Raw genomic sequence first — 15,409 nt, 5'->3', positions numbered from 1 at the left:
CGCGGCCCGGTACAGCTCCGAGATTTCGCCGAGTTCGGTGTGCACGCCGTCGCGGACCCGGACTTGGGCACCGCTGACAGTCATAGTCACATCCGCCGAGGTGGCCGAGAGGATGATCTGTTCACCCACCGATCCGAAGGTGCGAATGCTGTCGGTTCTCACTGCGATGAAGTCGCATGCCTTGCCCACGGCCAGTTCGCCGACGGGCAGGTCGAGGCTGCGCGCCCCACCCTTCGTCAGCGAGGTGATGAGCGCGGCAGGCGAGAATCGCCCTCTCTGGCCTGACCGCAGCCGTTCCCCGGCTTCCATACCCTGGGTCTCGCGCAGAGCGTCGAGGACGACGTGCTGATCGGAGCCGATCGAGATCGTCGCTCCGGCATCGGCGAGTTCGCGAGCTGGGCCGATGCCGTCGGCCAGGTCGGCTTCCGTGCACGGGCACATGACGATGTTTGCTTCGGCCCCTCCCAGCGTCGCGATGTCATCATCGCTGAGGTGCGTGGCGTGGACGGCCGAAAGATTCGACGCGACCACACCTGAGCGGTCGAGGACCTGCGTGGGTGTCGTGCCGTAGGCGGCTTGGCAGACGTCGTTCTCTGCAGGCTGCTCGGACAGGTGCACGTGAACGGGTCCCTCGAGTTCGGCGAATCTGGGCAGATTGGCAGCCGGGACCGCACGGATCGAATGGATGGCCGATCCCACATGAACGAAGCTCTCACCAGGGGCATTGACCGGGAACTCGGTGGCGAAGGCCTTGGACAGACCTGCGTGGCGGTCCATGTATCCGTCGATGCTCCCGTCACCGAAGCGAGCTTGTTCTTCCGAGAGATCGGTGTCGATGCCGCCGGTGAGATAGCAGGTGTCGAGGAGTCGGATGCGCAGTCCCGCCGAGGCAGCCGCTCGTGCCAGCGCCCGTTCCATCGCGTGAGTGCGGGGTTCGTCGCGCGCCGAAACGTGCCCGCGGGGACATCCCGACTCAGCATCGGTGCCCACACCGTACGGCGTCCCATCAGGTGCGTGGTGGACGTAGTGGAACTCCCCCACCGAGGTGTAGCCGCCGGCGAGCATCTCCGCGAAGACCGCACGCGCCACGGTTTCGTAGTTCTCCGGGTTCAACGTCGCGGCCACCGAGTACATGACTTCGCGCCAGGTCCAGAAGGTGCCGCCGTCACCGTGGGTGCGACCGCGCAGGATGCGGTGGAAGGCATGCGAGTGGGCGTTGACACCACCTGGCAGGGCGAAGCCGGGAACCACCTCGGCGATGGTGGGTGGGGTGTCGATTCCGGTCTCGACCGAGGTCAGGGTGCCGGTGTCATCGGCAGTGAGCAGGACGCCGGTGGCGACCTCTCCGTCGACCCAGGCGGTTTCGCACCAGAAGCGCGTGCTCATGATGCGCCCTCCACAGACTCGGCAGCACCCGAGCCGCTCACCCCAAGCTCCCCTTCGAGGACCTTGACCAGGGCGGAGACACCGGCGCGCTGGTCATCGTCCTCGCAGGCCTCTTCGGGTGCGTGTGAGACTCCGGTCGGGTTGCGCACGTAGAGCATCGCCGAGGGCACGTGCGGTGCGAGGATGCCCGCATCGTGTCCGGCACCCGAGGGCAGCAGCGGCGCATCGGGCAGCACAGAGGTCAGCCGGGAATTGAGTTCGGCGGTGAAGTACGTCGTCGGTGAGTACGATTCCTGGGAGATCGACACCTCAACGCCGACACCCTCGGCATGCTCGCGGGCGCGCTTCGAGATCGATTCGAGCACTTGTCTGACGACGCCGTCATCGGCGTGACGGATGTCGAGCCAGAAGCTCATGCCCGAGGCGATGACGTTGGTCCCGCCCGGGTGGATGAGGGTACGGCCGACCGTGGCCACGGCCTGGTCATGGCTGGCAGCGAGGACCGGGATGTCTCCGATGACGCGACTGCCGGCGACGACTGGGTCCGCGCGATGGCTCATCGGGGTGGTGCCGGCGTGGTTGCCCTGGCCGGAGAACGCGAAGTGCCAGCGCCCGTGGCCGATGATCGAGGAGCCGATCGCCACTGCCTGGTCGGTGTTGATGAGACCGATGCCCTGCTCGACGTGGAGTTCGATGAAGGATCCGACCTTCTCCAGCCGGGCTTCGTCGGTGCCGATGCGGTTCGGGTCGAGACCGTAGCTGCGGGCAACGTCGGCGAAGGTGTCACCGTTGGCGTCGGTGAGACCCAGTGCCCGGTCGGCCTCGATGGCGCCCGTGATGAGGCGCGATCCGAGGCAGGCGACTCCGAAGCGAGAGCCCTCTTCCTCGGGGAAGACGGCGAGCGCGAGCGGCCGCTGGGCGCGCTCGAGTGCTCCCGATGACTTGAGTTCGTCGAAAGCCGCCAGCGCCGAGGCGACGCCGAGGGGGCCGTCGAAAGCACCTCCGCCGGGGACTGAGTCGAGATGAGAGCCGGTGACGACAGCGTTGTCACCGGGCGCGGTCGCCCACGCCCAGGTGATGCCATTGTCATCGACCTCGGTGTCGAGGCCCCGGCGGGCCGCCTCGGCGAGGAACCAGTCACGGAGTTCGCGTTCGGTGTTCGAGAACCCTGCCCGCTGGTAGCCGGGACCACGTGTGTCACGGCCGGTGTCCTCGATCTGGGCCAGGAGGGAGACGACGTCGCTCATCTCAGTTCGCCTCGCCCGAACCGTTGACGCCGGCTGCATCCCGATGGGTCGTCGCCGCGTCGGTGCCGGAGGCTGCGGCAGCCGCATCGAGGTTGCCCAGGGCGGTGAACTCGGGGTCGTTGACCGCTGGTGATCCACCTTCGGGCAACCAGGTTCCGGCAGCCGAGGTGACGGTGTGCTGCAGCGGTGAGACCGACTCGGCAGCCGCGACGAGGGAGCCGTCCTTGACCTTGGCGATCGTCTCGGCCAGTTCCGGAGACAGGAAGCGGTCTGGGCCGGGACCGGGCACGGTTTCGCGGATCGCGGAGATCACGGCACCGGTGACCGGTGCCGGTGCGGCTTCGCGCATATCGCAGGCCCGAGAGGCGGCGTAGAACTCGATGCCGACGACGCTGGCGAGGTTGTCGACGACCTTGCGCAGCTTGCGGGCGGCCGACCAGCCCATCGATACGTGATCTTCCTGCATGGCCGAGGACGGGATCGAGTCCACCGAGGCGGGGCTGGCGTTGCGTTTGGCCTCGGAGACCATTGCGGCCTGGGTGTAGTGGGCGATCATCAGGCCCGAGTCGACACCGGCGTCATCGGCGAGGAACGGGGTGAGATTCTGGTTACGGGTGACGTCCATCATCCGGTCGGTGCGGCGTTCGGACATCGAGGCGACATCGGCGGCGACGATGGCGAGGAAGTCCAGGGCGTGGGCCAGAGGCGCGCCGTGGAAGTTGCCGTTGGAGGAGACCATGCCGTTGGTGAGCACGACGGGATTGTCGATGGCCGCACGCAGTTCGCGCTCGGCGACCTGCGCGGCAAAGGCGACGGCATCACGGGCGGCGCCGTTGACCTGCGGGGCGCAGCGCATCGAGTAGGCGTCCTGGACCAGGTGGGTCGAGTCGCGGTGGCTGGCGGTGATGCCCGAGTCCTTCAGCGACGTCAGCATGTTCGCGGCCGCCGCGGACTGGCCGTCGTGGGGGCGCAGGGCGTAGTGGAGTTCGGGGGCGAAGACGGCATCGGTGCCGAAGAGTCCCTCGATGCTCATGGCTGCGGAGACGTCGACGGCGGTGAGCAGGTTCTCCAGATCGGTCAGGGCCATGATGAGCATGCCGAGCATGCCGTCGGTGCCGTTGACCAGCGCCAGGCCTTCCTTCTCGGCCAGGGTGACCGGAGCGATTCCGGCCGCGGCCAGCACTTCGTCGGCGGGGCCGGCAACTCCGTCCGGTCCGGCGGCCACGCCTTCACCCATGACGACGAGCGCACAGGCAGAGAGCGGCGCGAGATCACCGGAGCAGCCCAGCGACCCGTATTCGTGGACGACCGGGGTGATGCCGGCGTTGAGGAGGTCGACGTAGGTCTGGAGCACCTCGGCGCGCACACCTGCTCGGCCGGTGGCCAGGGTGCGGGCACGAAGGAGCATGAGTGCGCGCACGACCTCGCGTTCGACGGGTTCGCCGACGCCTGCCGCGTGGGAGCGGATGAGTGATTTCTGCAGCTGGGTGCGCAGTTCGGCGGGGATGTGGCGCTGGGCCAGTGCCCCGAAGCCGGTGGAGACTCCGTAGACCGGCTTCTCAGCCTGAGCGAGCGCGTCGATGGCTTCGCGGTATTTGTTCACGCGGGCCAGGGTGGTCTCGCTCAGGGCCACCTTCGCATCGTGGCGGGCGACGTCGACCACCTGGGCGAATGTGAGGGTATCGGGATCGAGATCGATGAAGACTGACATCTGGGACCTTTCGGTTGAGTGAGTTATACGTGCGTGTGGTGTCATCAGACGGTGAAGAGGCGGGAGGGCCGGGCCCGGCCCTCAGCAGTTCAGACCTGTGGTCTGTTGTCAGCGACGAGTTCGCCGCCGCGGTAGACGCGTTCGACGAGTTGGACGCCGGGCCGGTAGGCCAAGTGGCGGTAGCTGGGCGCGTCGAGGATGGCGAGGTCTGCCTGAGCTCCGGCGCCGAGGTGGCCGACATCGGTGCGCTGCAGGGCGTTGGCGCCGCCGGCGGTGACGGCCCAGACTGCCTGTTCGACGGTGAAGTGCATATCGCGAACCCCGATGGCGATCGTGAAGGGGATGCTGTTGGAGAATCCCGATCCCGGGTTGCAGTCCGTGGCGATCGCCAGGCTGACGCCCGCCTCTACGTAGCGGCGCGCGTCGGGGTAGGGCTGGCGGGTGGAGAATTCGATGCTCGGCAGCAGCGTGACGACGGTGCCCGCCTCGGCGAGGGCTGCGAGGTCCTCATCGGAGGCGAATGTCGCATGGTCGACGGACACGCAGCCGAGTTCGGCGCCGAGCCTGAGCGCTCCCCCGTCGGTGAGCTGGTTGGCGTGCAGGCGCGGTTTCATGCCCGCGGCCTTGCCTGCTTCGATGATGCGACGCGTCTGATCCTCGGTGAAGGCGCCCTTTTCGCAGAACACGTCGATCCACTTGGCCTGGCCGATCGCGGCCGGAATGATCTCGTCGATGACGAGGTCGACGTAGGCTTGGGGGTTCTCTTTGAACTCCGGCGGCACCACATGGGCGGCGATGAGCGTGGATTCTTCGGTGTGGCGGTTGATGATGTCCAGCGCGCGCACTTCGTCCTTGACACTCAGACCGTAGCCGGACTTGATCTCGAAGGTCGTCGTGCCCTGCCGGGTGGCCTGACTCATGAGGTGGACGAGGTTGGCCTCGAGCTCCTCGTCGCTGGCGGCCCGTGTGGCCGCGACGGTCGTGGCGATGCCACCTGCAGAGTACTTTTCCCCCGCCATGCGCGCGGCGAACTCCGCCGATCGGTCGCCGGCGAAGATGAGGTGGTTGTGGCTGTCGACGAAGCCCGGGATGACGGCCTTGCCGCCCAGGTCGATCGTTTCGAGCTCCACACCGGCGCTCGCCGAGGTGAGGGTGCCGTTTTCGATGTCATCGTCGTTGACCACCTCGGCGGGGGTGGAATCGGCATCGCCGAGGTGGTCGTGAAGTGCGGTGTCCGCCTGAGCGGACGGCCCCGACCACAGAATCCGCCCCCCGCCTATGAGCACTGCGGCGTCCTCAACGACGTTCAGGGCGCCGAGTGTGTCGAGGTCATTGACGACGAGTTCGCTGATCCCGGTGATGAGCTGCAAGGGGGTGTCCTTCGCGATCGAGAGTAGTTCACTCTCAGTATGGACCGCGCAGGCTCACCGCTGAAGTGCGATCAAAGGAATTTGTCCGATATTTCAGACAGTTCGTGATCGGCGACTCATACCGCTGCATCCACGCTGTTGACGCGCTCGACGAGGGTCAGGAATCCGTCCTCGTCGAGGAATCCGAGGTCACCGGTGTGCAGCCAGCCATCTTTGAGCGTCTCGGCTGTCTCCTCGGGACGGCCGAGGAAGCCGCACATGACGGTCAGCCCGGAGACGACCACCTCGCCGACTTCGCCTGCAGGCAGGTCTCGGCCGTCCGGACTGCGGATGGCCACGGTGATTCCCGGCAGAGCCGTCCCCACGGTTCCGAGGCGGCGGGTGCCGTCATTGCGGTTGAGGGTCACCGCAGCCGAGCATTCCGAGAGACCGTAGCCTTCAAGGATGGGCACCTCGAACTTCGACTCGAACCGGGTGATCACGTCGACCGACATCGGTGCGGCCCCACAGATGACGAACTGCAGGGAGCTCGCGTCGACGTCGCGTTTCTTCGTGGCTTCAAGGGCCGAGATGATCGTCGGCACAGTTGAGAAATAGGTCGGACGCTCTTCCTCGACGACACCCCAGAAGGTTCTCGGATCGAAGCTCGGCAGCACATGGACGCTGCCGCCGAACATGAGAGATGAAACGGTGCCCGCGAGGAGCCCACGGCAGTCGAAGAGAGGCAGCACCAGCAGGCTGCGTGCATCAGCACCGAAGTCGATCCCAGTGAGGGTCGACCATGCCATGGCCGAGACGTTGGAGTGGCTGAGCAGGCAGCCCTTGGGCCGGCCTGTCGTCGGCGAGGCATAGACGATGAGTGATCCATCGCCGCCGCGAACGGCGAGATCACTGATCGGTTCGGCACCGCCGCGAAAGCATTCGTCGTCGACGGAGAGGAAGCTGAGGCCGCGGACGTCGGCAACCACCTCGGCGTGGGAGTCTCCGATGAGGAGCACGGCTCCGGAGTCGTCGAGCTGGAAACTGACCTCGTCGTTGCTCAGCGCAGGGTTGATCGGGGTCAGGACCGCACCGAGGGACCAGGTGGCGAACATCGTCGTGACGATCTCGGGGACGTTGTCCAGCAGCACACCGACCACCGTACCTTGACCGATCCTGAACTGAGTCCTCATGGCGACTGCGGTCGCGGCCACCGCGGATGCGAATTCGGCGTTGTCGAGGCTGCCGCCGGGCCAGCTCAGGCAGGGTCCATGAGGGTCGGAGCGGGCACGGTCGGCGGGGAGCCCGACCAGTTCGGCCACGGGGAAGGCTGAGGTCACAGCCGCCTCGGCGCCCCCCTGTTCGGCTCGAGCCTCTTCGTCTTCACGTGTCGACGTTCTGTTCCTGGTCGGCACGGAGGTCCTGTTCGAAGTCTGCATGGATCAAGCGTATGCAGGCATCGTGGCCAGCACACTGGTCGCACATGTCAAAGCATTCCCCATCCTTGGGTCAAAGCTACAAACAGATCTCCAGAGCTTTCGGTGAGCTTCTCACCAGAGCAGGAAGTTCGCGCTAGTCTTCTCCTATGGTCGCCTCTCCTTCGTGGACGCCCGGCGACGGGCCTGGTCCCACACCTGCCACCGCCGAGGTGATGGCGCAGCTCTCCCGGATCTCCGCGGAGCTGAGTCCGCGCGTGCCGGAGCTGACCCAGAGCGTCTACGACTATCTGGCCACGAGGATCGCCGAACTCAGAGAGGAGCGCACACTCCTCGACCTTCTCAGCGCGAGCATCGAAGGCAATATCGAGACCATCTTCCATGCGCTCCGGCATGGGATCGCTCCGGACAACCTCGAACCGCCGGTCGCTGCCTACGAATACGCCAGACGACTGGCACAACGTGGGATTTCAGTCAACGCCCTGGTCAGGGCCTATCGCTTGGGACAGCAACGGCTGCTGCAGGCCGCCTACGACTACATCACCACCGATGCCGATCTCCCGAACGATCTGGCCTCAGCAGTGTTCCAGCGGCTGGTCGATGAGGTCTCGGAATATATCGACTGGATGTCACAGAAGGTCGCCCTCCTCTACGAAGCGGAACGCGAGGCCTGGCTGGCCAACCGCACCACTGCACGGGAATCCCAGGTCAGAGGCATCATCGAAGGCGGGCACGTCGACGCCGCTGCGGCCGCGGCAACACTGGGCTACAGTCTCACCGCCCGTCACGTGGCGGTCATCGCCTGGACCCACCATTCGGCACCGGACACCATTGATGGCCTGGGCAGACTCACCTCCGCCATCAACGCCGTGGCCGCGGCAATGAGCTCCCCACGCTCCAGCCTGATCATCAGCCGCGACCAGGACACCGCCTGGGGATGGATCACGGTGCCCGAGAGCTGGCAGTACGAGGAGTCCCTCCGTGATCGACTTCGCTCGAGTGCCACCGACGCCGTGCGCCTGGCGCTCGGTTCCGCTCACACAGCGGCGCAAGGATTCCGACTTTCTCACCAAGAGGCCCTGCGAGTCCAGAACGTCTGCCTTGCCGGACGAACACCAGCGCCTCTGCGCTCCCACGACGAACCCGGAATGGCTCTCGTCTCACTGCTGTCCACCGACGTCGAGGCGGGCCGTGACTGGGTGCGCTCCGTCCTCGGACCGCTGGCGGAGGACTCTGCGGCCAATACCCGGCACCGCTCGACGTTGTTGGCATATATGCTTCACGATCTCAGCTACACGGCAACGGCAGCCGCGATGTCGATGCACAAGAACTCGATCCGGTACCGCGTGGAGATGGCGGAGGCGATCCTCGGCACGGATCTGGGATCGAATCGGCTCAACATCGAGGCAGCCCTCTATGCCCACAGCTATATCTTTGAGTCACGGGAACCAGTTCCGGACTGAGCGTGGGCGCGGGGCCTCACCGGCAGAATCAGCGGCCTGGAGCACTACTGCGCGGCGGACTCCTCGTCGCGCTTGTCGAGCTCGGGAATCATCGGAACGCGCATGCCGCGCTCTTCGGCAACCTCGGCAGCGCGGTCGTACCCGGCGTCGACGTGGCGGATGACGCCCATGCCCGGGTCGTTCGTCAGCAGACGGGCGAGCTTCTTCGCAGCCAGCTCGGTGCCGTCGGCCACGGAGACCTGACCGGCGTGGATGGAGCGGCCGATGCCGACGCCGCCGCCGTGGTGGATGGACACCCAGGTGGCACCCGATGAGGTGTTGACCATGGCATTGAGCAGCGGCCAGTCGGCCACGGCGTCGGTGCCGTCGAGCATCGATTCGGTCTCACGGTAGGGGCTGGCGACCGAGCCGGAGTCGAGGTGGTCGCGGCCGATGACGATCGGGGCCGAGATTGCGCCCTCGGCGACGAGCTGGTTGAACAGAAGTCCGGCCTGCTGGCGCTCCTTGTAGCCGAGCCAGCAGATGCGGGCCGGGAGACCTTCGAACTCGACGTACTCGTTGGCGGCGTCGAGCCAGGTGTGGAGGTGCTCGTCCTCGGGGAAGAGTTCCTTGAGTGCCTTGTCGGTGACCTCGATGTCCTTGGGATCACCGGACAGGGCGACCCAGCGGAACGGTCCGAGTCCTTCGCAGAAGAGCGGGCGGATGTAGGCGGGGACGAAGCCGGGGAATTCGAAGGCGCGGTCGTAGCCGGCCTTGCGGGCTTCATCGCGGATCGAGTTGCCGTAGTCGAAGACCTCGGCACCGCGGTCCTGGAACTCGACCATGGCACGCACGTGCTTGGCCATAGATTCCTCGGCGCGGATGGTGAACTTCTCCGCGTCCTGCTCGGCCTCTTCGTGCCAGTCATCGACGCTGACGCCGATTGGCAGGTAGGACAGCGGGTCATGCGCCGAGGTCTGGTCGGTGACGATGTCGACCTCTGCGGCCTCTGGACGGTCGAGGATCATCGGCAGGATCTCAGCGGCGTTGCCGACGAGTCCCACGGACAAGGCCTGCTTGTTCTTCTTGGCCTCGATGACCTTGGCGAGTGCCGTGTCCAGATCGGTCTCGACCTCGTCGAGGTAGCGCTTGGACTTGCGGCGGTCGAGGCGGGTCTTGTCGACATCGATGATGAGGCAGACGCCGCCGTTGAGCGTCACGGACAGTGGCTGGGCGCCGCCCATGCCGCCGCAGCCGCCGGTGATCGTCAGGGTTCCGGCCAAGGTGCCGTTGTAGCGCTTGTCGGCGATGGCACCGAAGGTCTCATAGGTGCCCTGGAGGATGCCCTGGGTGGCGATGTAGATCCAGGAGCCGGCGGTCATCTGGCCGTACATCATGAGACCCTCGGCCTCGAGCTCGCGGAAGTGCTCCCAATTGGCCCAGTCGCCGACGAGGTTGGAGTTGGCGATGAGTACGCGCGGGGCCCATTCGTGGGTGCGCATGACGCCGACCGGCTTGCCCGACTGGACGAGAAGAGTCTCATCGTCCTCGAGGTCATCGAGGGTGCGCACAATCGCGTCGTAGGCCTCCCAGGAGCGAGCCGCTCGACCGGTGCCGCCGTAGACGACGAGGTCTTCGGGACGCTCGGCGACCTCGGGGTCGAGGTTGTTCATGAGCATGCGCTTGGGCGCTTCGGTCTGCCAGCTCTTGGCTGTGATCTCGGTGCCGCGGTCGGCGCGGATCACGCGTGAGGGATCGTGCTGGGTGAAGCCGGGCTTCGTGGTCATGTGACTCTCCTTGTCATCGTGTCCGGCAGAGCGGAATGGTTCCGGGGGTTCGGCTGTGCGGAGATTGATTCCTCAGTGCCGTTGTCGTCCCTGACTACACAATCCATTCTGACGGCTGGCGGGATTTGCGAAAGTGGTCTGGATCAAGTTCCGTCCGAAATATCGGACATGCTTGCCGAGCTGGGGTTTGGCATTCCGCGCCACCTCCCCATCCATTCATTCCTTCTGCTTCTCAATACTTATGCAACATACTTCTCAATCGAGACGAAATCGATTCTGTAAGTAAAGACGAAAAGGGCATAGTGTGACGAGTGAAACACCGAATCTCCGAGCATCAGAGAAGAGGAACGACGATGTTCACTGCCCCTACCGCGGTCGTCGCGGGCACCGAGTCCCCGGACCTTCTGACTACCCGTACGCGGGCCCAGAACTGGCGCTCGAAGGAGATCGGAATTCCCGAGCGCGACCTCACCGACCAGGCTCTGGCCGATCTTGCGACGACGGCGGCCAACCTCGGCGACCATCCCTTCGAACGCACCGTCGCGGCGATCCAGTCAAGCCGCAGCGGTGACTACCCGGTCATCCCCGACATCACCTCGGCCTCCGAGGTCCTGCGCGAATTCCTCCGCGCAGGACGAATCGACGGCTGGCTCTACGTGCGCGAATCCGACGGTTACGTCCATCCCTACCTCGTGATGACCATCGCGGTCGAACACGGCGACAAGACCCGCGGACCGCGCGTGAAACTGACCCTCGAGGCCGACAATCCGACGGTCAAGCGCCCTTCCCGAGTTCCGCGCATCCTCTATTTCGAAGACACCGAGATCGTCGGCAAGACGCCCGAAGAGGCACTGACCGCTGCCGGCGCCTTCCGTGAGAATCAGTCGCTCAAGGACGAATACTCGACCCGCCTGGCTGAGTTCAAGGAGATCATCGAACACGGCTTCGGCTCCCAGTACATCTTCACCGGGCGCGCGATCCGCACCGACGACCACCGTGCGGCCAATCGCCGTGCCGGACGCAAGGTCGTCAACGACGTCGCCCCCGATGAGATCGCCGGCCTGCGCGGATCGACCCCCTCCGTCCTCTTCGACGAAGACGAGCTGGGAACGATTCCGCTGCTCACAGCCGTGCGCGTCTTCGACCTCGGCGCCCAGGACTACCTCGACGTCAATACCGGCGACCTCGATGCATACGCCTACGATCCGAGTCTGCAGGACAAGCTGGTCCTCCCTGACGAACAGCGTGAGCTGCTGACCATCCTCACCTCGGACATCGGCGTCTTCACCGGCGATATCATCAACGGCAAATCCGCGGGCAACGTCATCCTCGCCAAGGGACGTCCCGGCGTCGGCAAGACTCTGACCGCCGAGGTGTATGCCGAGGTCATCGGCAAACCGTTGTACTCGATCCACTCCGGATCACTGGGCATCACGCCCGAGGCCGTAAGGAAGAACCTCGAGGTCATCTTCGACCGGGCCAAGCGCTGGGACGCTGTGCTCCTCCTCGACGAGGCCGATGTCTTCGTCCTCGAACGCGGCCTCGATCTCACCCAGAACGCGATCGTCGCTGAGTTCCTGCGCACCCTCGAATACTTCGATGGGCTCCTCTTCCTCACGACCAACCGGATGAACGGGGTCGACGAGGCGATCCTCGCACGCTGCGCCGCCGTCATCGAATATCACGCCCCGAGTCCCAAGGATGCCCGTCAGATCTGGCAGATCATGGCCCGCGGCAACGACATCGAGCTCGACGCGGACCTCCTCGACCGCCTGGTCAGCGACTTCGTCGACATCACCGCCCGTGACATCAAGATGGTGCTGCGTCTGGCACTGCGCATCGCCGCCCACCGAGGTGCGGCGCTGAGCATGGACGACTTCATCCACGCCGCTCACTTCCGCGGAATCCATACGAAGGCTGAAGACTCCGCAAGCCCGACGCCGACGGCAGAACAGTCCGCTCCGGCCACGGCGGGTGCATCCATATGATGCTCGAGACCCGCCAGCTGCAGTACTTCGCCACCGTTGCCGAGGAACGCCACTTCGGCAAGGCGGCGGAGCGCCTCAAGCTGGCTCAGCCCTATCTCTCCCAGCAGATCCGCAAGCTCGAGCGACAGCTGGGCACCACCCTGCTCAACCGGACCACCCGCACGGTCGCCCTGACCTCGGCGGGAAGTCACCTCCTCGAGCAGGCCCGTCGAGTCCTGTCCGAACTCGACACCCTCGGCACCGAGGTCCAGCTCATCGGCGCCGGGCTCAAGGGCCCGCTGCGCCTCGGCTTCACCGGCTCCACAACTTATGGAGTGATGCCGCAGGTCGTGCGCCGCACAGCCATGGCCGCGCCCAACCTGCAGCTGGGGGTCAGCGGCGAGATGACCACGCCCCGGCTCGTCTCCCAACTGCTCGAACGCAGCATCGACATCGCGCTCCTGCGCTACAGCTCTCCGATGAAGGGGCTGAGCTACCAGGTACTCGGACATGAGACCTGCATCCTGGCCGTACCGACCGGTTCCCCGCTGGACGACCTCGAGTCGATCACAGCCGCTGAGCTGGCCGAGACGCCCTTGGTCGGCTACCCGGAGAACTCCGTGGTGTCGGCGGTCACGACGGCGTTCCTCTCCGAGCAGTCGGCGTCTCCCGACTACTCGATCCGCGCTTCGGAGACCTCGACTCTGATGTCACTGGTCGCCGCCGGGCTGGGGCCCGCCATCGTCCCCCGCACTGCCACTGCTCTGGAGATCCCAGGCGTCCACTTCCGTGAGATCGCCGAAGCGCCTCGGACCGAACTCGCTCTGGCGTGGCGAACAAATGAAGAAACCCAGACCGTCACTCGCATGGCCCGGATCATCACCGAGGTGACCTCCGACGTCATCGACGAAGAAGCAACCGATCCGGCTGAGACGCTGACCGATCCGGTGGACACGCCCGCCGAACCGAAGGAGAACGCATCGTGAAGATCACCCACCTGGAGACGGTGCCCTACCGGATCCCGATGAAGAAGCCGCTGAAGTTCGCCAGCGGCGAGGTCCATCACATCGAACATGTGCTCGTGCGCCTCCACACCGATGACGGCCTCGTCGGCACCGCTGACATCCCGCCGCGCCCCTACACCTACGGTGAGACCGTCGAGTCAGCCATCGCCGTCATCAACACGATCTTCTCCGACGCACTCATCGGCGCTGACCCCCTCGACCGCGCGGCGATCCATTCCAAACTGCATCGCACGGTCGGCAATCAGACCGCCAAAGGCGGCGTCGACATCGCCCTCTGGGACCTCATCGGCCAGGCGAATTCGACCCCGGTCCACCGCCTCCTCGGCGGGTTCGCCCCCTCCTTGGAGGTCTCGCATATGCTCGGCTTCTCACCCACCCAGGCGGTCGTCGACGAGGCCCTGTCGTTCACGGAAACCTACGGAGTCCGCTCGTTCAAGATCAAGGTCGGCCGCCGTCCGGTCTCCCTCGACATCGAACTCGTCGTTGCTCTGCGTGAGGCACTGGGCGCCGAGGCACTCCTCTACCTGGATGCGAACCGAGGCTGGAACGCCACCGAGGCCGCGCAGATGCTGGCAGGCACAGCCGATCTCGATCTTCGCTTCTTCGAAGAACCCAATGATGCCGACGAGGTGCTCACACGCCGCCAGCTGGTGACGAACTCACCGATTCCGATCGTCGCCGACGAATCGGCGCCCAACCTCGGCGATGCCGCTCGCGAGATCCAGACCGGCGGAGCCAACGCCCTGTCGATCAAAACCGCGCGGACCGGCTTCACGGAATCCCAGAAGATCCTGTCCTACGCCGAGGCCCTCGGGCTCGACGTGCTCATGGGCAACCAGATCGACACCCAGCTGGGCAGTGTCGCAACGGTGACCTTCGGTGCGGCGTTCGAGCACTCCTCCAGGTACCCGGCAGAGATGTCGAACTTCCTCGATATGAGCGATGATCTCATCGCCTCCCCGCTGGAGATCAAGGACGGACACATCCACGCACCCACTCTCCCCGGCGCCGGCACCGCCGTCAACGAGGACAAACTCTCCCACTACCGCACCGACAGATAGCTTCCCAAGTCCGGTGAACCAGCCGGACCTGAGTGATCCACAGAAACTGACGAACACCACATCAACAAAGGAGCAGACATGTCAGAGAACAATTTCACACAAGAAGCCACCGCCAAGGCAGCGGACTCAGGCGCAAATGCCTCCGCACGATTCCGCGAGCGCCAGGCTCAGGCCAGCGGCGGAGTCGTCAACCATGAGCGGGTCGAGCTCCTGGCAGGCAAGGCCATCAAAGCTCTTACCGACATCGTCGAAGAGGAGCAGGTCAGCTACGAGGAGTACAACGCACTCAAGGCCTGGCTGATCCAGGTCGGCGAAGACGGCGAATGGCCTCTGTTCCTCGACGTGTGGATCGAGCACGCGGTCGAGGAAGTCGCCAACCAGGACCGTGAAGGTTCCAAGGGCACCATCGAAGGGCCGTACTACCTCGACAACTCACCTGAGGTCGAATGGAACGGCACCATCGACATGCGCCCCGACGAACCTGGCACCCCGTTCATCTTCAAGGGCCAGGTCACCTCGACCACCGGCGAACCGCTTCCCGGAGCCAAGCTCGAACTGTGGCACGCCGACAGCTTGGGCTTCTACTCGCAGTTCGCTCCAGGTCTGCCCGAGTGGAACCTGCGCGGCACCTTCATCGCCAACGAGGACGGCGAATACGAGATCCACACGATCCGTCCCGCGCCCTACCAGATCCCCACGGACGGCGCCTGCGGTCAGCTCATCGAGGCTGCCGGGTGGCACGCTTGGCGTCCGGCGCACATGCACTTCAAAGTGCATGCTCCCGGCCACAAGCTCATCACCTCGCAGCTGTACTTCCCCGGCGATCCGCACAACGATGATGACATCGCCTCGGCCGTCAAACCTGAGCTCCTGCTCGATCCTCAGCCCAACCCGGATGAAGAAGGCGAGATGACGACCTACAACTTCGTCCTCGACGCTGAGGGCTGAGCTGACTCAACCACTCTGACTCAGCGGCAGAGCAACGCGGAGGGGGGCCC

At 65.3% G+C, this 15,409-nt stretch carries 11 protein-coding genes; 5 read left to right on the top strand and 6 right to left on the bottom strand.

Annotated features, from left to right (window positions below; genetic code table 11):
- The 5 genes from ACE03M_RS14320 to ACE03M_RS14300 form a co-directional block, all read right to left on the bottom strand.
- On the bottom strand, positions 1 to 1,386 hold a 1,386-nt coding region (locus ACE03M_RS14320), incomplete at its 3' end, for an amidohydrolase family protein (protein ID WP_485934674.1).
- A complete protein-coding gene (locus tag ACE03M_RS14315) occupies positions 1,383 to 2,633 on the bottom strand; it encodes an allantoate amidohydrolase (protein WP_485934673.1) in 1,251 nt (416 codons plus the stop codon). The genes ACE03M_RS14315 and ACE03M_RS14320, both read right to left, overlap by 4 nt.
- Before the next feature lies 1 nt (position 2,634).
- Complete coding sequence (gene hutH, locus ACE03M_RS14310; protein ID WP_143923037.1) at positions 2,635 to 4,344, bottom strand: histidine ammonia-lyase; 1,710 nt, start codon at positions 4,342 to 4,344, stop codon at positions 2,635 to 2,637.
- Between the two features lie 89 nt (positions 4,345 to 4,433).
- The gene (hutI, locus tag ACE03M_RS14305) at positions 4,434 to 5,714 is read right to left on the bottom strand and encodes an imidazolonepropionase (RefSeq protein WP_485934671.1); all 1,281 of its coding nucleotides are present in this window, start codon (positions 5,712 to 5,714) and stop codon (positions 4,434 to 4,436) included.
- Positions 5,715 to 5,830: 116 nt separating this feature from the next.
- Positions 5,831 to 7,132, bottom strand: a complete 1,302-nt coding sequence (locus ACE03M_RS14300) for a class I adenylate-forming enzyme family protein (protein WP_485934669.1) — start codon at positions 7,130 to 7,132, stop codon at positions 5,831 to 5,833.
- Positions 7,133 to 7,278: 146 nt separating this feature from the next.
- On the opposite strand from ACE03M_RS14300, the gene ACE03M_RS14295 reads away from it, so the two are divergent.
- On the top strand, positions 7,279 to 8,592 hold the full coding sequence (locus ACE03M_RS14295; RefSeq protein ID WP_485934667.1) for a PucR family transcriptional regulator: 1,314 nt from the start codon (positions 7,279 to 7,281) through the stop codon (positions 8,590 to 8,592).
- A gap of 44 nt (positions 8,593 to 8,636) precedes the next feature.
- Here ACE03M_RS14295 and hutU read toward each other — a convergent pair whose 3' ends face one another.
- Positions 8,637 to 10,358, bottom strand: coding sequence for a urocanate hydratase (gene hutU, locus ACE03M_RS14290; protein WP_485934665.1), 1,722 nt, complete (start codon positions 10,356 to 10,358; stop codon positions 8,637 to 8,639).
- A 353-nt stretch (positions 10,359 to 10,711) separates the two neighbouring features.
- Between hutU and ACE03M_RS14285 the strand changes: the two genes are divergently transcribed.
- The 4 genes from ACE03M_RS14285 to catA all read left to right on the top strand — a co-directional run bounded on the left by ACE03M_RS14285 (position 10,712) and on the right by catA (position 15,359).
- A complete protein-coding gene (locus ACE03M_RS14285; RefSeq protein ID WP_485934664.1) occupies positions 10,712 to 12,346 on the top strand; it encodes an ATP-binding protein in 1,635 nt (544 codons plus the stop codon).
- Complete coding sequence (locus ACE03M_RS14280; protein WP_143923031.1) at positions 12,343 to 13,311, top strand: LysR family transcriptional regulator; 969 nt, start codon at positions 12,343 to 12,345, stop codon at positions 13,309 to 13,311. The genes ACE03M_RS14285 and ACE03M_RS14280 overlap by 4 nt, the downstream gene beginning before the upstream one ends.
- A complete protein-coding gene (locus tag ACE03M_RS14275; RefSeq protein WP_485934661.1) occupies positions 13,308 to 14,411 on the top strand; it encodes a mandelate racemase/muconate lactonizing enzyme family protein in 1,104 nt (367 codons plus the stop codon). The genes ACE03M_RS14280 and ACE03M_RS14275 overlap by 4 nt, the downstream gene beginning before the upstream one ends.
- Positions 14,412 to 14,489: 78 nt before the next feature.
- Positions 14,490 to 15,359 carry a catechol 1,2-dioxygenase gene (catA, locus tag ACE03M_RS14270; protein ID WP_485934659.1) on the top strand — a complete coding sequence of 290 codons (870 nt, stop codon included), beginning with the start codon at positions 14,490 to 14,492 and terminating at the stop codon, positions 15,357 to 15,359.
- Positions 15,360 to 15,409 lie beyond the last annotated feature (50 nt).

This window comes from Brevibacterium sp. AGC70 (assembly GCF_057334195.1).
Note: the sequence above shows the minus strand (reverse complement) of the source record. Positions and strands in the feature narration are given on the sequence as shown.